Source organism: Pantoea sp. RIT-PI-b, assembly GCF_001187905.1.
GTDB lineage: Bacteria > Pseudomonadota > Gammaproteobacteria > Enterobacterales > Enterobacteriaceae > Pantoea > Pantoea nemavictus.
In genome coordinates, this window is the sequence record NZ_LGIS01000025.1 from 36,901 (window position 1) to 60,835 (window position 23,935).

Below are 23,935 nucleotides of genomic sequence, written 5' to 3' on the forward strand. Positions count from 1 at the left end.
CATAAAGTAGAAAATTAATGCGACCATCAGCGAGCAAATCGAGAACATCCTGTTTAAACAGTGAATAAGTTAAAAGTTGAGTTGTTCGGTTTTACCGAACAACTCAACTTTCATTGCACATCCCAGTAATCCACTCCTCAACCTGCATCAACCCGCGCTCAACAATCGCTCTTAAGGGAATATCTGCATTTGGCTGCTGCTCCAACCGCGCGCAGGCTTGCCAGGCGGTTAGCATCCCTAAACTGCCGCAGCTGCTTTTGAGCTGATGCGCCAGCCGCGACACGGTTTCGCCCTGTTCTGCGGCTTCAATCTCATCCAGCAATGGCATGGCATGCTGGCGAAATAGTGTTAGCCAGCTTCGCAATGTATCAGCGCCCAGCTCGGTATAATCCTGTTTTAACTGTGCCACGTTGAGATCTGTCGACGATGTGGAGGTGAGAAAGCGTACAATCTGCCAACACAGCATGTCACCGTGCACCGGTTTTTGAATGATGCCGCAGAAAAGTCCATCGGTGCCAAGCTGCATTTCATCAGGTACGCTGGCGCTAAAACCGATGCGCCGCATAGCGGGATAACATTCCGCCAGCTTTTGCGCTAGCTGCACGCCATCGGCATCCGGTAACGCGAAGTCCACTAGCGCGCAATCAATATCATCACTCTGCGCCAGCAATGCCAGCGCCGCCGCCGCACTGCCAGCAATGCTGATCTGCGCCCCCTTGCGCGTTAGCGTCTCCACTGTGATCTGCTGCGTTAGCGGGTTATCTTCGATAATCAGCAGATGCCAACCGGTGAGATCCACGGACGCAGAATCCGGCAGCGACGCCATGGTCGAGGCATTTACCCGCGGTAAGGTCAGCCGGAAGCAACTGCCGCTATTTAGCTGGCTGGTGAGCGTTAATCTTCCCTGCATCGCCTGCGCCAGGCCGCGGCAAATCGCCAGCCCCAATCCCGTACCGCCCTTGCCCGCTTGTAGTTGCACGAAAGGTTCGAAAATCGCCTGCTGATCCTCAGGTGCAATGCCGCAGCCGTTGTCGTCGACCTCGATAAACCACTCACATTCATCACTATCAATACGCAGCACGATGTCGCCCTGTTCAGTGAATCTCAGCGCATTAATTAGCAGATTCATCACTATCTGCCGCAAGCGATGTACATCACCTTGCAGCCATTCCGGCACCCGCGCATTCACTTCGGCTTTTAATTGCAATCCTATGCTCTGCGCCCGCCCGTTCATCAAATGGGTGACGCTGCGCAACAACTGACGCGGTTCAAACGGCGCATTGTGCAGGGTGATTGTTTTTGAACTGGCCTCGATTGCCGAATAATCGAGGATGTCATTGAGGATAAACAGCAGGGTTTCCCCGGAATCATTAATTGCCTGTACATAGCGGCGATCGCTATCGCTCAAAGGCCGATCGGCGAGCAGCTGCGCGGTGCCGAGAATACCGTGCAACGGCGTGCGGATTTCATGGCTCATTGCCGCCAGAAACGCCGATTTGGCGCGGTTGGCTTGCTCGGCATCAGCACGCGCCTGATGATGTTGAATCACCAGCGCCTGTAACGCCTCGGTGCGAGTTTTCACTAGCTCCGCCAGGTGCTGCTGCTGGTATTGGAGTGCGCGCACATTGTTGCGAAATGCTTCCATCAGGCGGCTAATGGTATTGAGTTCGCGGGCATTTCCGCTAGATGGGAAAGGCGAGTCGAGGTCGCCTTCGAGCAAACGTTGCAGCGCATCAGTTTGCCGTGCCAGCGGCAGCGAGATCGAACGATAAACCAAGCGCCACAGTACTAACGATAACGTCAGCAAGGCCATCACACCCAGCAGCGCCAGCATTAGCGTGCCGAATACTCGCTCGCGATTGACCCGGCTCAGCGCATCCGCATTGCGCTGCTCAATCTCGCTTACCTGGCGTTCCATTTCACGGCTAAAGCGGCCGAATAAGGTCAAATTTTGCTGCGCTAAGCCTTCCAGCTGCGCATGCAAACGCTGCTGCTGCCCGCACATTGCCAGCAACGTTTTATAACGCGCAACAACCGCCAGCGCCTCACCAATATCAGCCCGAATACGCGGATCTTCCACCCGCTGCTGGCGTCGTTGTAAAACCTGTATTAACTCCGCCAGCGGCGCCGCAGTGAGGTCCGGCGCACCGTTATACCACTTCAGCGTCATAACAATCTGCTCAACGCGCAGCGCGATGAGCCGCAGCTCACCCATCTGGTTGAGGTATTCGAGATCGACATCAATCAACCGATCCAGTGCCTGACCGGCAGCGGCGCGCTGTTGGTGTTCGATGAGATCGTAGATGCCCGCCTGGGTGGCGCCCGCCGCTGTCGCGGCGTTGCTGGCCTGACCGTGTGCCAAATCCGCAATGCGATGTGCGGCGGCAGCGATATCGTCACTCAACTGATGCTGCTGCTGCGTCAGTTGCAAACGCTGATGTACCACATCGCCCTGCTGCATAATTGCCTGGCGATTGGCGGTTTCCAGCTGCGCCATCGCACGCGTATCAAAGCCCTGTGCACTGAGCTGGTTGAGCAGCTGAGCGATACTCTGGCCCTGCTTGCCCAGCATAGTGCGCTGCGTCTGCCACTCCTGCTCATCGCGCGCGTTAAGCAGCTGCTGTGCCGAAAACAGCGCTTTGGCACTGGCGACACTCAGATGGCGCGCCATATTCATACTGGAGAGTAACGATTGGGTGTTGGCCTGTTCCACGCGTCCGACAAAGCGCAGGTTTATCCAGCCCGTGGCGACGCTCAGCAGCGTAAGTAACGCCATCAGGGCAAAGGCCAGCCACAGCCGACGAATTAAGGAGGTATTAGCCATGCGATTCCGCGCTAAAAACAGTTGAGTCTGGCGGACGATTGCCACTAGCATTAGCCGCACTTTGTTTGAGGTTATTTATGCGCACACTTTTTTTAATGCTGTTGTTGCTGAGTTCGCCCTTGCTTGCGACGCAGCCTCTGCTGCATTGGCAGGAGAATCACAGCGCACCAGCGGCGAAATTGCCGGCGCTTAGCGCCTCGCGTGCCTGGAAATTGTGCGCACTTTATCCCAATCTGAAAGACGGTTACTGGCTCTCGATCAACTATGGAATGAGTAAGGCGGCAGCACGTTTGGGAGTCACACTCAATGTTTTTGAAGCCGGTGGTTATCGTCAGGGCGAAGTGCAGCAAAATCAGCTGCAAGCCTGCCAGCGGTGGGGCGCCGACGCGATTTTACTCGGCAGCAGCGTGGCGCAATTTCCTGGCGCGGTCTTATTCGCGCAACATACGCCAGTGATTGAGGTAGTGAATGCTATTCGTGATGTGCCGGTGCGCACGCGTGTTGGCGTTCCCTGGTACCAAATGGGCTATCAAATCGGCCGGTATCTGGTTACGCATCAACATGGTAAGCCGTGGCGTATTCTGTTGCTGCCGGGTCCGGTTGATGCAGGCGGCAGCCAGGAGATGAGCAGCGGTTTCCGTGCGGCGCTGGCAGGTAGCCAGCTGCATATCGTCGATGTCGCCTATGGTGATAATGACATCGAGGTGCAACGCAATTTGTTGCAGGATCGTCTGGAGCGCTATCCAGAAATCAATCTGGTGGCGGGCACCGCGCTGGCGGCAGAAGTAGCGATGGGAGAAGGTCGCAGTCGGGCAGCGCCGCTGGATATAGCCTCATTTTATCTGACGCATCAGGTGTATCGCGGATTGAAGCGCGATCGCATCGTAGTCGCCGCCAGCGATCAGATGGTTTGGCAAGGCGAATTAGCCGTAGAGCAAGCCGAGCGAGTGCTTGAAGGCCAGCCCGTTCCAGATAATATCAGCCCACCCATTCTGATTTTGACCGCGAAAAACAGCAGCAGCACAGCCGTCGCGCTTTCGCTCTCGCCACCAGGATTCCGCCCGGTTTACTTGTTTCAAAGCACCTCGGCAGCCAGTAAATAACCTTCGCCATGCTGGGTGACAAACAGCTCGCTGCGCATTTTGCTGCGCAGACGGCGAATTAACACATCAACGGTGCGTACATCGGGTTGGTCGACGCGGCTTGACGTTAACATACGCAGCAGGCGTTCGCGGCTGAGGATCTGGCCGGGATTGGTGACAAACGCCACCAGCATTTCGTATTCGGCGCGCGTCAGTTTGATTAACTCGCCCGCATGCTCCAGCGTATGGCGGGAAATATTCAGGCTGTAACCGGCAAATAGATAGCTATTCTCCTCACGCAGCGGCTGCGCCTGACGCGCCAGATCGATGCGCCACAGCAGGTTTTTCACCCGCACCACCAACTCGCGCAGTTCCAGCGGCTTAGTCACATAATCATCGGCACCCATTTCCAAACCAACGATGCGATCAATTTGATCGCTGCGCCCCGTCACCAAAATAATGCCGACCGTCGATCGCTCGCGCAGCGCACGCGTCAGTTGCAGCCCATTCTCACCGGGCAGATTGATATCGAGCAGCACCAAATCCACCGGCTGCAACAGCATGTGTTCACGCAATCCGGCCCCGCTGGCGGTCACTGAAACGCCATAGCCCTCCTGCAGGAAGTAATCACGCAGTCGCGCCTGCGTCACGACATCATCTTCAACAATCACTATGTGATGTGGCATCGCCAGCCCGATCCTGTCTGTTCATAACTGTTCATATTCTGCTGCATCCTGTTCATACCGCCCGCTGACCTTGTTCATATCTCATCCCTAAAATTGCCGCGCGATATAGACCATAACAACAACAGGGTTATAGCAATGAAAACACTATGGAAGCGCTTACGCCGACCCAGCGCACGCTGGTCGGTACTGGCGATCCTGCTGGTCGGGATCGTCATTGGATTGGCGGTAATTGTGGTGCCCCACACCGGGATTACACTCACCAGCTCAACCGAGTTCTGCATTAGCTGCCATGGCATGCAGCAACCTTACAAAGAGTATAAGCAGTCCACCCACTTCAGGAATCCATCAGGCGTGCGCGCTGAGTGCCGCGATTGCCACATCCCGCGCGATATTCCGGGCATGCTAAAGCGCAAGTTGGAAGCGAGTAATGATCTCTATCAGGCTCTGATTGCGCGGTCGATTGATACGCCAGAAAAGTTTGAAGCGAAGCGCTTAATCCTTGCCGAGCGTGAATGGAAGCGCATGAAAGAGAGCAATTCCGCCGTGTGTCGCGGTTGCCACAATTATGACGCGATGGACCATACGCGTCAGAAACCCGAAGCCGCGCGCCAGATGAGCGCCGCCGCGCTGGAAAATCGTTCCTGCATTGATTGCCACAAAGGCATTACCCACCAGCTACCGGATATGAGCAGTGGTTTCCGCAAACAGTTCGAAGAGATGCGCAAAACCGCCGACGCCAACAGCAGCGGCGACACCTTATTTGCGCTCGATATGAAACCGATTTTTGCCAACAAAACCGACAGTGCGCCAGCGGGTTCACTGCTGCCAGCCTCCGAAGTTCAGGTACTGAAACGCGACGGCGACTGGCTGCAGGTGCAGATCAGCGGATGGACTGAAACTCAGGGTCGCCAGCGCGTGCTGTCGCTGATGCCAGGCAAACGTATTTTCGTTTCATCGATTCGCGATGATCTGCAAAAAAACGCCAAAACGCTGGAAACCACTACCGTTGCCGCCACCAACGTGGAGTGGAGCAAGCTGCAAACCACCGCGTGGATACAGAAAGGCGACATGGTTAACGACAGCAAACCGATTTGGGCCTACGCCAGCGCGCTGTATAGCGGCACCTGTAATCAGTGTCACGGCGCGCCTGATAAAGCGCACTTTGATGCCAACGGCTGGATCGGCACCCTCAACGGCATGATCGGCTTCACCAGTCTGGACAAGCGTGAAGAACGTACCTTGCTGAAATATCTTCAGCTAAACGCGTCCGATACCGGCGGCGCACAGCAGAAACACTAAGGAAGCGAGCATGGAAAATACCAATTCATTTAACCAATCACGCCGCCGCTTTCTGGTTCAGTTGGGCGGACTCAGCACGCTGGGTATGTTGGCACCTTCGCTGCTGGTGCCACGCCGGGCGCAGGCGGCGCAACATGCCGCACAAGGCATTCTCACCGGCTCGCACTGGGGGGCAATTCGCGCCACGGTGGTAGATGGCCGTTTTGTAAAAGCTATGCCATTCGAAAAGGATAGCTATCCCAGCAAAATTATCGCCGGCTTACCGGATCACGTGCACAGCACCGCGCGCGTGCGCTATCCAATGGTTCGCGTCGACTGGCTGCGCAAACGTCATCAAAGCGATACGCGTCAGCGCGGCGATAATCGCTTTGTACGCGTTAGCTGGGACGAAGCACTCGACTTGTTCTATCAGGAGTTAGAACGCGTGCAGACGACTTACGGCCCCAGCGCATTACTGAGCAGCAGCGGCTGGCAATCCACTGGCATGTTCCATAACGCCGGTGGCATGTTGAGTCGCGCGCTGGCGCTGCATGGCGCATCCGTTGGCAGCGGCGGCGACTACTCGACCGGTGCGGCGCAGGTAATTCTGCCGCGCGTGGTCGGTTCGATGGAAGTCTACGAGCAGCAAACCTCATGGCCGCTGGTGCTGGAAAACAGCAAAACCCTGCTGCTGTGGGGTTCCGATATGGTGAAGAACCAGCAGGCCAACTGGTGGTGCCCGGATCACGACGTCTACGGCTATTACGCGCAGCTAAAAGAGAAGGTGGAGAAAGGTGAAATCCGCGTGGTGAGCGTGGATCCAGTGATCTCCAGCACCCACGAATATCTGGGACGCGATAAGGTGCAGCACATCGCATTGCATCCACAAACTGACGTGCCACTGCTGCTGGCATTGGCGCATACGCTCTACAGTGAGAAGCTGCACGACAGCGCGTTTCTCAGTACCTATTGCGTCGGCTTTGAGCAGTTCCTGCCGTATCTCAACGGTACAACCGATGGCCAGCCGAAAGATGCCGAGTGGGCTGCACGCTTGACCGGTATTGATGCACAGACCATTCGTGCACTGGCGCGTCAGCTGGCAGCCGACCGCAGCCAGATTATCGCCGGCTGGTGCGTGCAGCGTATGCAGCACGGCGAGCAATGGGCGTGGATGGTGGTGGTAGTGGCCGCGATGCTGGGCCAAATTGGTCTGCCCGGTGGCGGCTTCGGTTTCGGTTGGCATTACAACGGTGCCGGTACGCCAACGCGTAACGGTATCATCCTCAGCGGCTTTTCCGGCTCAACCTCAACGCCGCCACGCCACACCAGCACCGATTTCAAAGGCTATAGCAGCACCATTCCGATCGCGCGTTTCGTCGATGCCATGCTGGAACCAGGCAAAGTGATCAACTGGAACGGCAAAAAAGTCACCTTGCCGCAGCTGAAGATGTGCGTGTTTGCCGGCACCAACCCATTCCACCGCCATCAGCAGACCAACCGCATCATTGAAGGCTGGCAGACGCTGGAAACCGTGATATCGATTGATAATCAGTGGACCGCCACCTGCCGCTTCGCCGATATCGTGCTGCCCGCCACCACGCAGTTTGAGCGCAATGATATCGATCAGTACGGCAACCTCTCAAATCGCGGCCTGCTCGGCATGAAGCAAATTGTGCCGCCACAGTTTGAGGCGCGTAACGACTTCGATATTTTCCGCGACCTTTGTCGGCGCTTTGATCGCGAACAAGCCTTCACCGAAGGGCTGGATGAGATGGGCTGGCTAAAGCGCATTTATCAGGATGGCGTTAAACAGGGCAAAGGCCGTGGCCTGCAGCTACCCACATTTGACACGTTCTGGCATGAGCGCGGCTATATCGAATTTAACGATCCGAAGCTGTTTGTCCGTCATCAGGCGTTCCGCAACGATCCCGATCTGGAACCGTTAGGTACGCCGAGCGGCTTAATCGAAATCTATTCGAAAAGCATAGCCGACCTGAACTATGACGATTGTCAGGGTCATCCGATGTGGTTTGAGAAAGCCGAGCGCTCGCACGGTGGACCCGGATCTGCGCGCTATCCGCTGCATCTGCAGTCAGTGCATCCCGATTTTCGCCTGCACTCGCAGCTGTGTGAATCGGAAACGCTGCGTGCGCAATACAGCGTCGCGGGCAAAGAGCCGGTGTATATCAGCCCAGAAGATGCCAGCGCACGCGGGATTCGCAACGGTGATGTGGTTCGCGTATTCAATGCGCGCGGACAGGTGCTGGCCGGCGCGGTGATCAGCGATTGCTATAAGCCGGGTGTGATTCGCATCCATGAAGGTGCATGGTACAACCCGGATCGGGGCGGCGTGATTGGCGCGCTGTGCAAATATGGCAATCCGAATGTTCTGACGCTGGATATCGGTTCTTCCCAACTGGCGCAGGCTACCAGTGCGCATACCGCGATTGTGAACATTGAGAAGTATCAGGGGGATATCGCACCGGTCACCGCGTTTACCGGTCCCACTGAGATGATCGCCAAATGTGACTACATTCCCAAGCCTGAAGAGGCGGATGCCCAATGATGCCAGGCCAGTTAACCCCTCATCACTATGCTTGTTTGTATAGCTGGTTCGCCGGGCTGTTTGCCCGCGAGCTGGACGACCAACATCTGGCGCAGCTGCAGAGCCCGGATGTGACGTTATGGCTGGACCATCTGGCGGCGCTGCCGGCAATGCAGGATGGCGTGCTGGCTTTACGCAACAGCATCGCCGCGCTGCAACTGCGGCCCGATGCACGTCTGGAGCTGGCTGCGGATTTTGCCGGTCTGTTTTTGATGTCGCAAAAACAGGCGGCGCTGCCTTATGCCTCCTGCTATCAGCCAGGTGATGCACGCTTGCGCCAGGATGCCTGCGAAGAGATGCAAACGTTGTTGATGGAAGCGGGTTTGGAGCGTCATCAGGCCTTTCCTGAGCCCGAAGATCATCTGGCGATTAACCTGGAGTTACTCAGCCACCTGAGTTTCGCGGTCAGTGAAAATATGGTGAAGGCGGCCGCCTGCCTTGAGCTGCGCGATAAAGCCCTAAACCTGTTGTGGCGCTGGCTACCTGCATTCACCGCACACTGCAGTGAGCATGACCCATTTGGTTTTTATGCGGCACAAAGTCAGCTACTGCTGGCGCTGGTTAAACATGATCGGATGGTGCTAAGCCAACGTTAATCCCCACTAAGCAGGCGTGGACGGTGAAAGCGCCTTCTGGCATCTTCGCCACTTTAACGTTGTCGCTTGTGCATCTGAGTGCAAAGCCTATGAGAACCAAGGGAGAAAAAGATGACAGGAATTTATCAGGCACAAGAGTCTGATTTTGAGGCGATAACTGCGGTGTGGGAGGCATCGGTGCGGGCAACGCATGATTTCTTACAGGAAGCCGATATCCTCGCGCTGCGGCCGCAGGTGCGCATGCACTATTTACCGATGGTCAAGCTGCGGGTTTACCGCGATGAGCAGCACACCATTGTCGGCTTTCTTGGCGTAGCGGAAAACCGACTGGAGATGCTGTTTGTCACGCCGCAGGCGTTTGGGCAGGGCATTGGGACGCAGCTGTTGCGCTATGCCACCCAACACCTTGGCGTCAACGAACTGGATGTGAATGAGCAAAACCCGCAGGCGTTAGGATTTTATCAGCGTCAGGGATTTGTCATTACGGGTCGCTCACCTCTTGATGGCCAGGGAAATCCCTTTCCCCTGCTGCACCTGCGTTACCAGCCGTGATCGCTATGGCTTGACCAGGCTTGCCTGCCAGTCGCTAAACAGCGTCGGCCAGTTTTTGGCGGGGATATTCTGTTTCTGGCCAGTGCCGAAACCATGTCCGCCCTGCTGGAAGAGATGCATCTCCACATTCACTTTGTTTTTGCGCAGCGCTTCAAACATGCGTAGCGAGTTTTGTGGTGAGGCGGTGCCATCGTTTAGCGCCTGGGCGAGGAAAGTCGGCGGCGTACGGGAGGTGACGCGATCTTCCTGTGAGTTTTGCTCAATCACTTCAGGCGTGACATCTTTGCCGTACATCGCCGCGCGCGTCCCCACGTGGGTGACTCCCTCCTTGAGCGACACCACCGGATAGATCAGCGCGGTGAAATCCGGACGCGCTGAAACCTGGTCCTGCGCATTAGCCGCAGGATAGTTAGCTGCATCCGGATTATTACTGACGTTGGCCGCGAGGAAAGCTCCGGCAGAAAAGCCCATCACGCCAATTTGATTAGGCGCAATGCGATAATTAGCAGCATTACTACGAATCAGCCGCATTGCTCGCTGTACATCAGCAAAAGCGTTATTGCGATTAACCTCAGAACCGCCGTGCGGCATACGGTAAATAAGCACAAAGGAGGAATATCCCTTCTGGCTCAATATTTTTGCCACATCCAAACCTTCAAGATCTTTCATAATATAAGAAAAACCGCCACCGGGAATGATTAGCACCGCCGAATGATTATTCTTTCCGGTGGGGGGAACATAAATCATTTCTGGAGATTCGACATTTGTGACAGCGCGATTATTACTGGCTGGGTTTTTACTAAAATTAATAAATTTATTATTCCCTGACATTTCCTTTGGCCAGATAGGAATTTCCTTATTGGCAAACGATGCAGGAAGATAAAGCATAAAAAGCAAAACAGATAATCGTGGAAACTTCATTGCGCTGGCTCCAAATCCTGAGTAAAAACAGTGACAAAAACAGTTCGCAACCACGGGCCGCGCACTTTGTTACATTACACTTACCCATGAGATATCGAAAACAAAACCGGGGGAAAAGATTTATCCTGGAACGTTAGCAAATAATATTACTTCGTGGCACCAATATAATACCGGGCCAGTAAAAATTAGACTTTTCTCATGTTTACGTTACCAAGGCCATATGTTATAAGTAAATTTTAAACTATAAGAATATGTGACCATGGGAATTTACTGGATCATAAGTCTTAGCCTGAGTTTCGTCGCTATTGTCGAAACCATGTTAAGTAAAAATGAAAACACAGCACAAATCAGGACCTATCTTTATTTTGTCGCCGTTGTAGTACTTTTTACTTTCGGCGGTATTCGTGGCCTGGGAACCGGCCTGGATGACTTCCAGTATCGTGACTTCTTTGTTCAGTTTGTTGATAAAATTGTTATCGAAGGCTTTTGGCGCACCGTAGAGGAGTTCCGCTACGAACCCGCTATCTACGCCATTGCGGGCATCACCCGTCTGTTTACGGCGAATCCCGATATCTTCATCTTTGTCTTTGCCGTGATTTCGGTTGGCGTTAACGCCCACTATTTCCGCAAGCTCACGCCGCTGCCGCTGGTGGCGCTGGCCGTGTATTCCGCACACTTATTTATCAACAAAGACATGAACCAGATTCGCTTCGGATTATGTTCAGCCTTCCTGATGGGCTTTGTTTATCATATGTCCCGCCGCAGTAAATCCGGGATGTTTACCACTTTTATTCTTTCCTTTATTAGCCATGCGACCGCGATTGTTGCCATCCTTATTCCGCTGGCGATGATTGTTCGAAAAAATAAATACATTCCTATTTTTATCGTGCTGGCCAGCCTACCGCTTGCCTTTATGGGCAGTTCGGCGCTGATTGCCTTGCTCTCCAGCCATCTTGGCGGTTTAGGCGACAGGGCAATGGGCTATGCCAACCAGGATTCCACCCAGGATCAGGGGATTCTTACCCTCTCCAACCTGAAAAACATCGGCTTTGTGTTTATTTTTAGTTTTGTTCTGCTGAGCGACAAAATTAAGAACGTTGATGCTGAGAAGTTTAACACCTACTACATTCTGGTGATTACGTTCGCAATTGGTAGTGGTCTGAGGATGGCGCTGCAGGATTACGCTTCTGGTGGGCGTTTGGCAAACTATCTATTACAAGTTGAACCGGTACTGATCTCCCTGTGTATTTGGGAATGCAAAAAGTTAAAGAAAATCGCTGCCGTGGCAATTACGATATTAATGGTGTTGTATTACCTTTATTACAATACCGTTTCCAGCAAGCAGTCGATTACCGGTTATCAGGTTTCACAAAGCTTCAAAATTTTCCGCTAGATCCAGAAAACGCTAACTGATGACAGTTAGCGTTTTTTATTTCTCAGATAACACTGATAGACGCATAGCGAAATTCTGAATATTTTGCCTCTTTCTGGCAGCAGTTGCATTTTGCTTTGTTTGAATCTCTAATAGGTTACATCTGTGCCAGCAGAGGTCGGAATATTCCTAACTATCTATTCACGCGAAGTCTTAATGACTTTACTGGCGCTTCGTCACTCAATGTAAGAATGCAGACATGAACGAAAAAAACAACTTTGACATAGTACGATTCTCTCTCGCCTTTATCGTCATGCTGGTGCATGCCGCCGAGGTGACACGGAATACTGACATTCGTTTTCTTGCTCATTTTCTAAATAGTGACTTTGCAGTAAAAGGGTTTTTCGCAATAAGTGGCTTTCTTATTGCGAAAAGTTACTTAAGAAGTAAATCGCTCAAATCCTATTTTATTAAACGCGCGCAACGAATTTTACCGGCGTATATATTCGTTATTATTCTGTGTTTTGTCATCGGTATGTGCCTGACCACGCTGCCACTGATGGATTTCCTGAAGAACAAAGAGACCATCAAGTATCTGATCGCTAACTTCTCGTTCCTGAACTTCATTCAGGCTTCGTTACCGGGCGTGTTCACCAGTAATCCCAACCAGCCGATGGATGGCTCGCTGTGGACCATTAAGGCCGAACTGACGCTGTATGTGCTGCTGCCGTTTATCGTGCCGCTGATGAAGAAAAATCCGCTGAAAGTGTGGGGCGTGATTTTTGTTATCTCTTGCGCCTGGTTCTTCTACTTCACTTCGGTGTATACCGGCGCGAAAGCCGATACGCTGGCTAAACAATTTATCTCGCTGTCGTCTTATTTCTTCTTTGGCAGCCTGCTGGCGGTCCACCAGCCCATTTTTGAGCGCCTGAAAGAGATTACGATTGTTTCGCTGGTGCTGTTCCTGCTGTTTAAGAGCACCGATTATGCGTTCATCATTGAGCCTGTGGCGTTCTCATCGGTGGTGATCCTGTTTTGCACCAATCTGTGCAAAGAGGTGAAGATCAGCCAATACGGTGATTTGTCATACGGTATGTATCTCTATCACTGGCCGATTATTCAGGTGCTGCAGCACTTTGGCGTGTACGATTCCAACGCCTTTGTCGGATTGTTGCTAACCATTGTGATTACGCTGGCGCTGGCTTACACCTCGTGGAATGTGCTGGAGAGTCGCTTCCTGAAGCGCGCGCATCATACGCCGCCACCGATTGTTCCAACCACCACAGCGCGCGACTGAGTTCGTCAGGCTGTAAAAAAACCCGCTTCCGGTGCAGCCTGAAGCGGGTTTTGTTTTTTCAGATGGTCGCGCCCATTGAAAGCCGGTAGTGCAAATTCACCTGCTCAATAGTCGGCTGCTGATTAATCTTTTTCAGGATGATTTCCGTCGCCACTTTGCCCATCTCAAAGCGTGGTGTGATCACGCTGGCTAGTCGGGGCGTCGTCGCCTGACCAATATCCAGCCCGTGGAAACCGGCAATCGCCATCGTCTGCGGCACGGCAATTCCTACTGCCTGACACTCCTGCAGCACGCCAACGGCCAAATCATCATTAGTGCACAAAATCGCGTCCATCTCTGGATAGAGCTGGCGCGCCAGCGTCATCATGCCGGTACCAATCGATACCGAAGAGACCTTATTCGGCACAATACGGCCGGCAGGCAAACCGGCCGCTTCCACCGCATCGCGATAGCCGGCATAGCGCTGCTCGTCGCGACGATCGGACATTGAACCAAAATAGATGACGCGCTGTTTGCCACTGGCCAGCAGCATCGCCGTCATATCGTAGCCAGCGCGATAGTTATCGAAGCCAACGTTGATGCGGCCATTCGCTTCCGTTATTCCCATCACCTCCGCTACCGGAATATTCGCGGCATTAAGATACTTTTCCGCCCGCACGGTGTGTACCGATTCGGTCAGAATTAACCCTTTGATATTAAAAGCCAGCACCGTGGCAATCTGCTCCTCTTCACGCTGCGCATTGTAGTCGTAATTGACCACCAGCGTTTGATAGCCGTGCGCGCTGGTAACCGATTCGATTCCGGCCAGCAGATCGGCAAAGATTTGATTATTAAATGAAGGGATTAACACGCCGATACGCGGCGGATTTTGTTTGGTCGCTGCCACATTGTCGGTATCGGCGACGTAGCCGATCTCAGCGATTACGCTCGCGATTTTCTCCGCCGTTTCCGTTTTGACCTTTTCTGGCGTGCGTAAATAACGGCTTACCGTCATTTTGGTGACGCCCGCCAGAGTAGCAATATCGTCCAGAGTGATGCGCTGCGTTTTCATTACGGCGTCCGCAAATAGGGGCTGAGAATCAACGTATTATGCCCGTTGATGGCTAAAAAATGAAACGCACCAATGCGGTCAGCCGGGTGAAATAAAAAGGAAAATTTTCGCACTCAACAGAATGAAAATTCTATTCTATCGCAAGTTTTGCAATCTCCTTACAAAGTGAGTTGATGAAAAACCTATCAATTCATTGAGCTATAAAACTTCCCCTGACCAGCTAAGCAGCAATTTTCGCAACCCCCTTCACACTTTTCGGAAAAAATGATCCAAAAACCATCATTTAGAACATATATTCCATAGCGAAGACCTCGCGTGCATAAAAGTTGAACATCGAAACCTACATAACACCTCTTTCTGAACACGTAATGTTCAGGCCGTAGAGACAAGGGGCTATAACAATGGATACCAGGCAAAAACGCTACAACATGAAGTATGTCATTCTCTGCTGTACCGTCGCGGCATTTGGCGGTCTGCTAATGGGTTATGACTCTTCCATTATCTCCGGGGCAATCGAACCCTTAAGTGAATATTTCCAGCTAACGCCTGCCGAAACAGGCTGGGCGGTTTCCAACATTCTGCTTGGCAGTTTGGTCGGCTGCTTTATGGCGCCGCGCCTCAGCGACAAGCTGGGACGCAAAAAATCCCTCGCCATCACCGCTCTGCTGTTTACCGTTTCGGTGGTCGGTACGGCAATCGCCCATAACTTCACCGTCTTCGTCATCTTCCGCATGATCGGCGGCCTGGCGATTGGCCTGGCGTCGGTGATTTCGCCGATCTATCTGGCTGAGCTGTCGCCTTCTAAGTTTCGTGGCCGTACCACCGCGCTGTATGCCGTGTGCTGCGTCGGCGGTCAATCGGTGGTGTTGCTGACTAACTACTTCATCACCAAATCCACCTTGCCGGATGTGATGATCAACATGGGCTGGCGCTACATCCTCGCGACGGCGCTGGTGCCGTGTGCGCTGTTTATGTTGTTCATCGCCTTTATCCCGGAGTCACCGCGCTGGAACGTGCTGAAAGGCAAATATGATGAAGCGCTGGATACGCTGACCAAGATCTCAAACCGCGAGCATGCCGAGAGCGTGTTCAACGAAATCAAACATTCGTTTTCTGATAAAACCGCGCAGCAACACAAATCGCGTTTGCGTCTGGATAAGACCACCATTCCATTGCTGATTGTCGGTATCGGTTTGGCGGTAGGTAACCAGATTAGCGGCATCAACGTAATTCAGTACTTTGGGCCAACCTTGCTGAAAAACGTCGCGGGCAGCACCGATTCAGCGCTGCTGCAAACTTTCTGGCTGTCGATTTGTCAGTTTATCGGCGTACTGGTGGGCATGATGCTGATCGATAAAGTGGGTCGTCGTAAGCTACTGCTGCTGGGCGCCATCACCTCTTGCGTGTGCCTGACCTACTCCTTCATCGCCTTCTATTACCATTTACCGGGCATGCTGGCGGTGGTGGGCTTGTTCGCCTATATGATTTTCTTTGGTATGACGTGGGGCCAGATTGTGTGGACGGTGTTGGGCGAAGTGTTCCCGACTGAGATTCGTTCAATTTGCGTCGGGATTTCCATCTGTGCGATGTCGATGGCCAACTTTGTTATCAGCAGCACCTTCCCGATCATGAACAGCAGCCCGATGCTGCTGGATATGTTCCACGGTGGCTTCCCGCTGCTGCTGTTCGCCATCTTCTCACTGGGAATGTACTTCTTTACCTTCCGCTATTTGCCAGAAACGGCGGGCGTGTCACTCGAGAAGATCCACGCTTTGGTACTGCGCAAATTTAACGTCGAAGCGGACCTGCCTGAGAGCACCGCAACTGGCAAGCCGAGCGAGTCGTTTGATATTCCAAGACATTAATTGTTAAGCATGCGGCAACAGACCTGAAGGGGCGCCATTTATGGCGCCCTTTTTAACTCAGGCGTTCGTACTGCTCAATCACCGCCAGCGCTAAGCCGTTAGCGGGATCGATACGCATTGGCAGGAAATGCAGCGCGGTGTGGGCGAAGGTAAAGGCCAGCGTTCCGGACTGCGCCGCCTGCTGCACCGCCTGCACAAATGCCGGCTGCGCATTCCACGGCCCATCAATAATAATGCTGGCCGGATTGACCAGCTGCATCACCTGGCTCAGCGCGGTGCCCAAATAGGTGCCCGCCTGCGTCATCACTTCCTGCAAGATTTCCGGCTCACTTTCACCGTTCTGCCAGCGCAGGCCGGGTTTGCGCTTAGCCAGCTGCTGCTGAATTGCCGGCTTGCTGACCAGCGTTTCCAGACAACCGAGACGTCCACAGCTGCAGCGCTCGCCGTTGGGCTGCACTGTAAGATGGCCGATTTCGCCCGCCGTCCAGCTGCTGCCGGTAAACACTTCACCCTGCTCCACCAGCGCACCGCCCAGCCCTTCTGAGATACGCAAATAGAAATGGCTTTGCGACTTGTCCAGTTCGAGCTGTTGTACCGAGAGCAGCGCTGCCGCTTTCACATTGTTCATAATGCGCAGCGGCAGCGGAATTTCGCGGCGCAGCAGAGTGATGACATCAACATCCTGCCAACCGAGATGGGCGGAGAAATGCACCCAGCCGCGCAGCGGATCGATGATACCGGGGAAGCCAATCGCGACGCCCAGTAATTCAGGATGCGCGGCGTGCAGGGTTTGACACACTTCCACCAGCTCATGCAGCAGATGTTCGGGATCGCGGGTTTCCGTACGCCAGGTTTGTTCGGCAATTACCTGCGAGAAATAGTCGCAGACGCGCCAGTGAATCGCCTGGCGCTCCACCATAATGCCCGCGCTTTTCAACTTTTCTGCGCGCAGCGAAATTTCGATTTTGGGTCGACCGGCGGTGGCGACGCTCACCGGGCCAAGCTCATTGATCAGCCCCTGCTCGAGCAAATCATCGACGATCAACGAAACGGTGTTTTTGCTCAGTTCGAGCGCTAATGCCAGATCCTGGCGGGAGGTGATGCGGGTGGTACGCAGTTGCGTCATCACCCGCTTCAGGTTATTCAGGCGAAGTAATGCTGGACCTTTACCGGCTGCTTTCATAGCACCCCTCAATACTCGTCACCGCGCACACGGCTGCGATAACTTTCCCAGTCAAAGCGCACCCATAAACTGTTGCCGAGGCGCATACGGTCCATCACACGTTCACCCAGCAGCGAATTCATCCCGGCGGGATCGAGGTTCGATAACATGCCGGTTGGGCGTTTCGACGATGAGCGGCGATCGACAATCTGATTAATGATCACTTTTTCATAGCGCGATTCACTCTGCATGCCGATCTCATCGATCACCAGCAGATCGACATGGCTAAGATCGTGCAGCAGACGCTCTTCGGTTAAATCGCTGCCGCCGCTGAACGTGCCTTTCATGCTCGACATCAAATCCGCCACGGTAACAATCAGCACGCTTTTGCCGCGGATAATCAGATCGTTACCAATCGCCGCCGCCAGGTGGTTTTTTCCGGTGCCGGGACGACCGGAAAAAACAAAGCTGGAGATGCTATTTTCAAATCCGGCGGCATATTCGCGCGCCATGGCCAGCGCTTTGCGCTGCCCATCATTTTCCACGCGATAGTTGTCGAACGAGCAGTTCATGTGCAGCTCACGAATGCCAGAGCGCCCCATAATGCGCTGCATTTTCATCGCGCGGTTTTCACGCACAATCGCCTCCGAGCGCAAGCGGCCCTGCTCCTGATTCCAGGCCAGCAGCTCCGCGCCGTTTTTGAATTTCGGCTGCACTTCGGACGGCATCATTTTTTTCAGGCGGCTAAAGAGATCGTTCGGCGTTTTCATTACTCACCTCGGAATCCATCGGGAATATCATAATCAGTATTACTGATTTGCGTGAGATCGCGCTTTGGCTGTCCACCATTGGCGGCGCGATTCATCTGCACGCTGCGTGCTAACTTCTGCTGCCACTGCACGTGATGGAACAAACGACCTTCCGCCTGCCAGTAAGCGATAAACGTCGCCAGCTCAGCAGCGGTAACAGGTTCACTCAGCGCCACACCCCAGATGGCTGCCTGCCGCTGAAAATCGCTATCTGGTTGCCAGCCTTCATACATCGCGAACTTGCCAACCGGCGTGGCGATGGGCGCGCTGTCCGTTTGAAACAGACTTTCATCCAGCGTGACATCATTAGGCTGCTGCGCGGCGGATTCCAGCGCCAGCAGCTGCGCCAGACGTTGTGGCGTCAGCGCATAAAACGCCGGTGCATTGTTATGCAGCACCGCCAGCGTGCCGTTATCGGCCTGCTGCAGCACCGCGAGCGGGTCATGGCAAAAGCCATCCAGCCCCACCAACGTTGAAGATAAGATTTTGACTGACATGAAGAAACCTGACGTTAACCAGCATGATGCGTCGGGCGGCAAATTCAGCCCGACGTTATGCGGTAAGTGTACCTGTTTTAGGGCAAGGGATCGCCAAAAAGGTCGCAGGTATTAGCGTGATGCAGACAGCGGTTCAGCGTGTTTCACATGGCGTGAAACCTGCGGTGCCTGAACCGAGACAGGCTGTGGTCGGGTTTGCCACAAATAGCGTGCAGAGGCGATCAGGCACAGGCTGTAGCCGAACATCTCGCTGCCCTCTTCCGCCATGTTTTTCACCACGCGGTTATAACCGTCCATCATCAGATGTTCCCACAGCTGATGCATGCCAAATAAGCGCGAAAACACCAGCACAGCCAGTAATCCTGCGGCCATCATCTGCCAGCTGCGATGCTGAACCAGCGATACCAGACCGGGCAGAATCTGACGCGGCTGGCGCAATGCCATGGCCAGACTGGCAGCCGTTGTCGCCAGCGCAAACCACAGCCAGGATCCGTGTCTAATGAAATCGAACAGGAAGTCCATCTCGCGAATCAGCATACAGCTATAAAAACCGCCGACCAGGATCAGCACGCTGCGCTGCTGCGGCCGTTGCCAGGCGCAGAGGAAATAGCAGGAAGCGATCAGCAGCAGCATTACCTCCTGCGTGATTTCGGTGAAAGAGGTTTCGTGCAGTGCATCGTTCATCCAGTTGACGTCGATATAGACCATCGCCATACAGAAAACCAGCACCAATCCACTGATGATAAATGCCGTAATTTCACGGCTAATAAGAATAATATTGTTGCGCATATTGTGACCAAAGTAATGATTAGCGCGCTTAGTATATTGACCTCACTTTTTAACACTTCTCTTTTTATGCCGATTAGAAGCTGGCGCTGACGCCAAGGCTATAAATAAACTGCTCGCCGTTACTGACCGCACCGGTTTGCGCGAACGACGCGAAGGCGGCCATATTTTGCCCCAGCGGCAGATTGGCACCGACGCTGACATCCACCCATTTGTTGTCACGACCGTTGATATCCTCTGCATGCTCGCGGCTGGGTGATGGGAATTCTTCATTCACCAGATGGCTATAACTCACCTGCGCCCACGGCGATATCCAGCCCAGACTGGAATCCACGCGCCAGCCTAATGACGCAATATGCTCGGCATTATTGCTATCAACCCGTTCACATTTAGGACAGCTCAACGTTGAATCATCCACCGCGAACTGTGCCACTGGCCCGGTGCTCACCGCTGCACTCATCGGCATCGACCAACCGGCCGAGTAGCGATTTACAAACGGCGCGGCCCCGACGCTGGCGCTTTCGCTGTGCATCACTATGGCATTATCGTTGGGCGAATTAAGGGCCGCATCAAACAAATTGGCATCCGCGTTTTCTGTCAACATCAGATGATTACTGGAAATCTTTTCGGCAAGTATCGCATTGTAATCTGGCGCACTATTCTGGCCTGACTGATCAAAGGCATAGGCATTCCCGGCCAGAAAAAATAGCCACAAACCGCCAAAAGCCAGCGCAATTTTGTGCTGGCCTGTCCGCTGACTTTTCTGCAACATGAAAGACTCCTGACGAGCCGGGAAGAGATTGGGCGTTATCTTTTTATGAGATCTTTATCGACACTATTTGTTTAACTATTAATCGATTTTGTAAAACGTCAAGGGAACTATCACTTTTTCATCTGCTAAGGGAGTGAAGCAATGCAACGTTGTGGCTGGGTAACTCAGGATCCGCTCTACCTCGCGTACCACGATAAAGAGTGGGGCGTACCGCAAACCGATAAGCGAGTCTTATTCGAAATGGTCTGCCTCGAAGGCCAGCAGGCTGGGCTTTCATGGATTACGGTGCTTAAAAAGCGCGAAAATTACCGCCGCGCTTTCCATGAATTTGATGCCAATGCTGTGGCCCTGATGGATGAAGACGATATGGCGCGCCTGATGCAGGATGCCGGCCTAATCCGCCATCGTGGCAAGCTGGAAGCCATCATCAACAATGCGCGCGCATTATTAGCACTGGAAGCGAGCGGAGAGGACTTTTCCCGCTTTATCTGGTCATTTGTCGACAACGCGCCGATTTTGCATCATTACGCCGATTATAAACTGGCGCCCACCACCTCCGAGCCTGCGATTGCGCTGTCGAAGGCGCTGAAGAAGCGTGGTTTTAAATTCGTCGGTCCCACAACCTGCCACTCATTTCTACAGGCTTGCGGCTTGATTAACGATCATCAAACCAGTTGTTTCTGCCATCCCAATAATCTTTAACGCAAAAGTTTACAAATTAAGACTGACCCTCACGCATTTCCCCATAATTGAACGGCATAATAGTGCCGTTTTGGGGCTTTTCCCCGTGCGAATCTTTGAGGGACTTTGTATGAATAAGCGTATTTTGGCGCTGACCTTGTTATTAAGCGGCAGCGTCGCGCTGTCGGGCTGTACCACTAACCCTTATACCGGTGAATCTCAGGCTGGAAAATCGGGCATCGGCGCCGGTTTGGGTGCGATGCTGGGCGCAGGGGTTGGCGTGCTGTCGTCATCGAAGAAAGATCGCGGCAAAGGCGCGCTGATTGGCGCGGCATCCGGCGCAGCGCTGGGCGGCGGTGCAGGTTATTACATGGACGTGCAGGAAGCGAAGCTGCGCGACAAAATGCGCGGTACCGGCGTTAGCGTCACGCGTCAGGGCGATAACATCGTGCTCAACATGCCGAATAACGTCACCTTTGACTCTAACAGCAGCAATCTGAAACCGGCGGGAGCCAATACGCTGACCGGCGTGGCGATGGTACTGAAAGAGTATCCAAAAACCGCGGTGAACGTGGTCGGCTATACCGACAGCACTGGCACCCGTGCGTTAAATATGCGTCTGTCACAGCAGCGTGCTGACAGCGTTGCCAGCGGCCTGATTCTGCAAGGCGTGGCGCAGAACCGTCTGCGTACCCAGGGCTTAGGCCCGGACAATCCGGTTGCCAGCAACAGCACCGAAGACGGTAAAGCGCAAAACCGTCGCGTTGAGATCACCCTCAGCCCACTGAGCTAAGAGTAAAGAGCCGATCTGCTACAACAGATCGGCTTTTATCGCACTTTTACGCTACTTTTAGCGCCATCTTTGTCAGAAAAAGCTAAAAAATTCGCAACAGATAGAGCCGCCTTTTCCTTTATGCTAGCGTGATCAAAAATTGATCAACGGAACGCTATCATGTCACTGAAAGCCATCGCCGCTACCCTTGGCCTCTCTGTTACCACCGTGAGCCGGGCGCTAAATGGCTATGACGATGTCGCCGCCGCCACCCGCAAACGCATTGAAGAGGAAGCGCATTCGCGCGGTTATCGCCCCAACGATGCCGCTCGTCGCCTGAAAACCGGACGCGCCAATGCGGTCGGTTTGGTGTTTCCCATCAGCCATGCTTCGCTCAATGACAGTTACTACAGCCAAATGCTGCTGACGCTGGATCAACGCCTCGCTCAGCACGATATTGATTTGCTGCTGCTGCCCGCTAAATCGCCCGATCAACACCGTAAGCTGATGCGTATGATGCGCAGCGGCGCGATGGATGCACTGATTTTGACCCATACCCTGCCGCAGGATGCGCGCCTGCAACGCTTGCAGCAGAAGGGTTTTCGCTTTTTGACGCTGGGACGCAGCGAACTGCCACAGCCTTATGCGTGGATTGATTACGATAATCATGCCGGTACCTTTCTGGCGGCAGAACACTGCCTGCAACAAGGCTTGCCACGCCTCGCCTATCTCGGCAGTAATGAGTTCTCAACCTTCACCCTCGATCGCCGCCAGGGGTTTATCGATGCGCTGATCCAGCATCAGGCGCCGGTCGATCAATCATTGATGGCAGCTTTGCCCGCCACGCGCCGCTCCGGCTATCAGCAAACCAATGCCTGGCTGGCACAAGGTGATGCGCCGCAGGCGATCATTACCGATTGCAGTACGCTGGGTGAAGGTGCCGCAATTGCCCTGCAGCAAGCCGCCCGTTTGAAGGGCGCGCAGGCCATTCCGCTGTATGTCTATGATGGCCTACCGCCAGACTCAATTATCGATCAGCCAGTTAATGCCATTCTGCAGCTCTCACAGCAGCGCATCGGTGAGCGCATTGCGGAAATGGTGTTACAACTGCTGGATGATAAGCCACTTAACCAACTTCAGACGCTGTGGCAGCCGGTGCTGCGCCTCACTTCTGACGCGCAATGATTGCGCCAGGCCCGAGCTGTGTTAGTCTTCGCCTGTTTCTTTCCAGCAGGTGTAAGCAATGAAAACCAGGCCGCCACGAGCCACAATCAGTGACGTTGCCCGTACGGCAAAAACCGGTAAAACCAGCGTTTCCCGCTATCTGAATGGCGAAGTGAATCTGCTCTCGCCCGATCTCAAAGCCCGAATCGAACAAGCCATCGCCGAACTCAATTATCGCCCCAGCCAGATGGCGCGCGGTCTGAAACGTGGCCGCACGCGTTTGATTGGCCTGATTATTGCCGATATTACCAATCCCTACTCGGTTGACGTGCTGAGCGGCATTGAAGCGGCCTGCCGTGCGCAGGGCTTTACGCTGCTGATGTGTAACACCAACAATGAAGTCGATCTCGAACAGCACTATCTGCAATTGCTGAGCAGCTATCAGGTTGAAGGCATTGTGGTGAACGCCGTTGGCATGCATGAAGAGGTGCTGAATCGGCTACAACAGTCGATGCTGCCGATGGTGTTGATCGACCGTAAAATCCCCGATTTCGCCTGCGATGTGGTTGGCCTCAACAACCTTGAAGCCTCAAACATTGCCACCCAGCATCTGCTGGATAATGGCTATCAGGCGCTGCTGTTTGTCAGCGAGCCACTGGGCAGCGTCAACACGCGGCGCGAACGTCTGCGCGCCTTCTATGCCACGGTGCAAAACGCACCGCAGGTCGTGGCCGAGAATGCCGAAGTGGCGCTGCATCAACCCGCAGCGCTGGAACAGTTGCTGCACGATTTCCATCAACGCCACCCGGACAAACGCGCTGCGGTGATTGCCGCCAACGGCGCGCTGACGTTGCAGGTGGCGCGCGCCTTACAGCGCCTTGACCTGCGTTGGGGCGAATCCATCGGCCTGCTCGGTTTCGATGAGCTGGAGTGGGCCGCGCTGGCGGGCGTCGGCATCACCACCCTGAAGCAGCCCACCTGGCAGATTGGCTATGCCGCGCTGGAGCAGGTCATCGCGCGCATTGAAGGCAGCGAACAAATCATCAGCGAGCAGCTGTTCTCCGGCGAATTGATCGTGCGCGGCTCCACCCAGCCGCTGCGCTAACCCCCTTTCTTTGGCTCACTTCGTGAGCCTGATCATAATTCCGCGGTCTACACCTTTC

The 23,935-nt window shown here is 53.9% G+C and carries 21 protein-coding genes; 12 read left to right on the plus strand and 9 right to left on the minus strand.

All coding sequences use genetic code 11. From position 1 onward, the window contains the following. Positions 1-103: 103 nt before the first annotated feature. On the minus strand, positions 104-2,824 hold the full coding sequence (gene torS / locus AC790_RS15660; RefSeq protein WP_049852367.1) for a TMAO reductase system sensor histidine kinase/response regulator TorS: 2,721 nt from the start codon (positions 2,822-2,824) through the stop codon (positions 104-106). A gap of 77 nt (positions 2,825-2,901) precedes the next feature. On the opposite strand from torS, the gene torT reads away from it, so the two are divergent. Then, the gene (gene torT, locus AC790_RS15665) at positions 2,902-3,927 is read left to right on the plus strand and encodes a TMAO reductase system periplasmic protein TorT (RefSeq protein WP_049852368.1); all 1,026 of its coding nucleotides are present in this window, start codon (positions 2,902-2,904) and stop codon (positions 3,925-3,927) included. Here the strand turns inward: torT and torR are convergent. Beyond that, on the minus strand, positions 3,900-4,592 hold the full coding sequence (gene torR / locus AC790_RS15670) for a two-component system response regulator TorR (protein ID WP_049852369.1): 693 nt from the start codon (positions 4,590-4,592) through the stop codon (positions 3,900-3,902). The genes torT and torR overlap by 28 nt on opposite strands. A gap of 135 nt (positions 4,593-4,727) precedes the next feature. On the opposite strand from torR, the gene torC reads away from it, so the two are divergent. The 4 genes from torC (at position 4,728) to AC790_RS15690 (ending at position 9,623) form a co-directional block, all read left to right on the plus strand. Further along, the gene (torC, locus tag AC790_RS15675) at positions 4,728-5,891 is read left to right on the plus strand and encodes a pentaheme c-type cytochrome TorC (protein WP_049852370.1); all 1,164 of its coding nucleotides are present in this window, start codon (positions 4,728-4,730) and stop codon (positions 5,889-5,891) included. A 10-nt stretch (positions 5,892-5,901) separates the two neighbouring features. After that, positions 5,902-8,436, plus strand: a complete 2,535-nt coding sequence (gene torA, locus AC790_RS15680; protein ID WP_049852371.1) for a trimethylamine-N-oxide reductase TorA — start codon at positions 5,902-5,904, stop codon at positions 8,434-8,436. Continuing rightward, the gene (gene torD, locus AC790_RS15685; protein ID WP_235440743.1) at positions 8,433-9,071 is read left to right on the plus strand and encodes a molecular chaperone TorD; all 639 of its coding nucleotides are present in this window, start codon (positions 8,433-8,435) and stop codon (positions 9,069-9,071) included. The genes torA and torD overlap by 4 nt, the downstream gene beginning before the upstream one ends. A gap of 111 nt (positions 9,072-9,182) precedes the next feature. Next, a complete protein-coding gene (locus AC790_RS15690; RefSeq protein ID WP_049852372.1) occupies positions 9,183-9,623 on the plus strand; it encodes an acetyltransferase in 441 nt (146 codons plus the stop codon). Between the two features lie 3 nt (positions 9,624-9,626). On the opposite strand, the gene AC790_RS15695 is transcribed toward AC790_RS15690, so the two are convergent. Further along, positions 9,627-10,544, minus strand: coding sequence for an alpha/beta hydrolase (locus tag AC790_RS15695; RefSeq protein WP_049852373.1), 918 nt, complete (start codon positions 10,542-10,544; stop codon positions 9,627-9,629). Between the two features lie 259 nt (positions 10,545-10,803). On the opposite strand from AC790_RS15695, the gene AC790_RS15700 reads away from it, so the two are divergent. Both AC790_RS15700 and AC790_RS15705 read left to right on the plus strand, forming a co-directional pair. After that, positions 10,804-11,937 carry an EpsG family protein gene (locus AC790_RS15700; RefSeq protein ID WP_007893462.1) on the plus strand — a complete coding sequence of 378 codons (1,134 nt, stop codon included), beginning with the start codon at positions 10,804-10,806 and terminating at the stop codon, positions 11,935-11,937. A gap of 238 nt (positions 11,938-12,175) precedes the next feature. Beyond that, a complete protein-coding gene (locus AC790_RS15705) occupies positions 12,176-13,213 on the plus strand; it encodes an acyltransferase (protein ID WP_049852374.1) in 1,038 nt (345 codons plus the stop codon). Positions 13,214-13,271: 58 nt separating this feature from the next. Here the strand turns inward: AC790_RS15705 and AC790_RS15710 are convergent, their stop codons facing one another. After that, on the minus strand, positions 13,272-14,264 hold the full coding sequence (locus AC790_RS15710; protein WP_007893465.1) for a LacI family DNA-binding transcriptional regulator: 993 nt from the start codon (positions 14,262-14,264) through the stop codon (positions 13,272-13,274). 401 nt (positions 14,265-14,665) lie between these two features. On the opposite strand from AC790_RS15710, the gene AC790_RS15715 reads away from it, so the two are divergent. Next, the gene (locus AC790_RS15715) at positions 14,666-16,129 is read left to right on the plus strand and encodes a sugar porter family MFS transporter (RefSeq protein ID WP_049852375.1); all 1,464 of its coding nucleotides are present in this window, start codon (positions 14,666-14,668) and stop codon (positions 16,127-16,129) included. 52 nt (positions 16,130-16,181) lie between these two features. Here the strand turns inward: AC790_RS15715 and AC790_RS15720 are convergent, their stop codons facing one another. From AC790_RS15720 to AC790_RS15740, 5 genes are all read right to left on the minus strand, one after another. Then, entirely contained in the window at positions 16,182-17,312 is a 1,131-nt protein-coding gene (locus AC790_RS15720) for an ROK family protein (protein ID WP_049852376.1), read from the minus strand. A gap of 8 nt (positions 17,313-17,320) precedes the next feature. Further along, positions 17,321-18,061, minus strand: a complete 741-nt coding sequence (dnaC, locus tag AC790_RS15725; RefSeq protein WP_007893471.1) for a DNA replication protein DnaC — start codon at positions 18,059-18,061, stop codon at positions 17,321-17,323. Continuing rightward, positions 18,061-18,597, minus strand: coding sequence for a primosomal protein DnaT (dnaT, locus tag AC790_RS15730; protein ID WP_007893473.1), 537 nt, complete (start codon positions 18,595-18,597; stop codon positions 18,061-18,063). The genes dnaC and dnaT overlap by 1 nt, the downstream gene beginning before the upstream one ends. 111 nt (positions 18,598-18,708) lie before the next feature. Continuing rightward, entirely contained in the window at positions 18,709-19,386 is a 678-nt protein-coding gene (locus AC790_RS15735; protein WP_049852377.1) for a hypothetical protein, read from the minus strand. Between the two features lie 73 nt (positions 19,387-19,459). Then, complete coding sequence (locus AC790_RS15740; protein ID WP_049852378.1) at positions 19,460-20,155, minus strand: autotransporter; 696 nt, start codon at positions 20,153-20,155, stop codon at positions 19,460-19,462. A gap of 141 nt (positions 20,156-20,296) precedes the next feature. Between AC790_RS15740 and AC790_RS15745 the strand changes: the two genes are divergently transcribed. From AC790_RS15745 to AC790_RS15760, 4 genes are all read left to right on the plus strand, one after another. After that, entirely contained in the window at positions 20,297-20,857 is a 561-nt protein-coding gene (locus AC790_RS15745) for a DNA-3-methyladenine glycosylase I (RefSeq protein WP_049852379.1), read from the plus strand. Positions 20,858-20,966: 109 nt separating this feature from the next. Continuing rightward, on the plus strand, positions 20,967-21,629 hold the full coding sequence (locus AC790_RS15750; RefSeq protein WP_049852380.1) for an OmpA family lipoprotein: 663 nt from the start codon (positions 20,967-20,969) through the stop codon (positions 21,627-21,629). A gap of 159 nt (positions 21,630-21,788) precedes the next feature. Beyond that, entirely contained in the window at positions 21,789-22,793 is a 1,005-nt protein-coding gene (locus AC790_RS15755) for a LacI family DNA-binding transcriptional regulator (RefSeq protein WP_007893483.1), read from the plus strand. A 58-nt stretch (positions 22,794-22,851) separates the two neighbouring features. Continuing rightward, positions 22,852-23,877 (plus strand): LacI family DNA-binding transcriptional regulator, encoded by a 1,026-nt coding sequence (locus tag AC790_RS15760; RefSeq protein WP_049852381.1) that lies wholly within the window; start codon positions 22,852-22,854, stop codon positions 23,875-23,877. Positions 23,878-23,935 lie beyond the last annotated feature (58 nt).

What these genes read in the sequence shown, in the direction of transcription:
- torS (WP_049852367.1), bottom strand. Translation starts at nt 2,824, where the DNA reads ATGGCTAATACCTCCTTAATTCGTCGGCTGTGGCTGGCCTTTGCCCTG.
- torT (WP_049852368.1), top strand. Translation starts at nt 2,902, where the DNA reads ATGCGCACACTTTTTTTAATGCTGTTGTTGCTGAGTTCGCCCTTGCTT.
- torR (WP_049852369.1), bottom strand. Translation starts at nt 4,592, where the DNA reads ATGCCACATCACATAGTGATTGTTGAAGATGATGTCGTGACGCAGGCG.
- torC (WP_049852370.1), top strand. Translation starts at nt 4,728, where the DNA reads ATGAAAACACTATGGAAGCGCTTACGCCGACCCAGCGCACGCTGGTCG.
- torA (WP_049852371.1), top strand. Translation starts at nt 5,902, where the DNA reads ATGGAAAATACCAATTCATTTAACCAATCACGCCGCCGCTTTCTGGTT.
- torD (WP_235440743.1), top strand. Translation starts at nt 8,433, where the DNA reads ATGATGCCAGGCCAGTTAACCCCTCATCACTATGCTTGTTTGTATAGC.
- AC790_RS15690 (WP_049852372.1), top strand. Translation starts at nt 9,183, where the DNA reads ATGACAGGAATTTATCAGGCACAAGAGTCTGATTTTGAGGCGATAACT.
- AC790_RS15695 (WP_049852373.1), bottom strand. Translation starts at nt 10,544, where the DNA reads ATGAAGTTTCCACGATTATCTGTTTTGCTTTTTATGCTTTATCTTCCT.
- AC790_RS15700 (WP_007893462.1), top strand. Translation starts at nt 10,804, where the DNA reads ATGGGAATTTACTGGATCATAAGTCTTAGCCTGAGTTTCGTCGCTATT.
- AC790_RS15705 (WP_049852374.1), top strand. Translation starts at nt 12,176, where the DNA reads ATGAACGAAAAAAACAACTTTGACATAGTACGATTCTCTCTCGCCTTT.
- AC790_RS15710 (WP_007893465.1), bottom strand. Translation starts at nt 14,264, where the DNA reads ATGAAAACGCAGCGCATCACTCTGGACGATATTGCTACTCTGGCGGGC.
- AC790_RS15715 (WP_049852375.1), top strand. Translation starts at nt 14,666, where the DNA reads ATGGATACCAGGCAAAAACGCTACAACATGAAGTATGTCATTCTCTGC.
- AC790_RS15720 (WP_049852376.1), bottom strand. Translation starts at nt 17,312, where the DNA reads ATGAAAGCAGCCGGTAAAGGTCCAGCATTACTTCGCCTGAATAACCTG.
- dnaC (WP_007893471.1), bottom strand. Translation starts at nt 18,061, where the DNA reads ATGAAAACGCCGAACGATCTCTTTAGCCGCCTGAAAAAAATGATGCCG.
- dnaT (WP_007893473.1), bottom strand. Translation starts at nt 18,597, where the DNA reads ATGTCAGTCAAAATCTTATCTTCAACGTTGGTGGGGCTGGATGGCTTT.
- AC790_RS15735 (WP_049852377.1), bottom strand. Translation starts at nt 19,386, where the DNA reads ATGCGCAACAATATTATTCTTATTAGCCGTGAAATTACGGCATTTATC.
- AC790_RS15740 (WP_049852378.1), bottom strand. Translation starts at nt 20,155, where the DNA reads ATGTTGCAGAAAAGTCAGCGGACAGGCCAGCACAAAATTGCGCTGGCT.
- AC790_RS15745 (WP_049852379.1), top strand. Translation starts at nt 20,297, where the DNA reads ATGCAACGTTGTGGCTGGGTAACTCAGGATCCGCTCTACCTCGCGTAC.
- AC790_RS15750 (WP_049852380.1), top strand. Translation starts at nt 20,967, where the DNA reads ATGAATAAGCGTATTTTGGCGCTGACCTTGTTATTAAGCGGCAGCGTC.
- AC790_RS15755 (WP_007893483.1), top strand. Translation starts at nt 21,789, where the DNA reads ATGTCACTGAAAGCCATCGCCGCTACCCTTGGCCTCTCTGTTACCACC.
- AC790_RS15760 (WP_049852381.1), top strand. Translation starts at nt 22,852, where the DNA reads ATGAAAACCAGGCCGCCACGAGCCACAATCAGTGACGTTGCCCGTACG.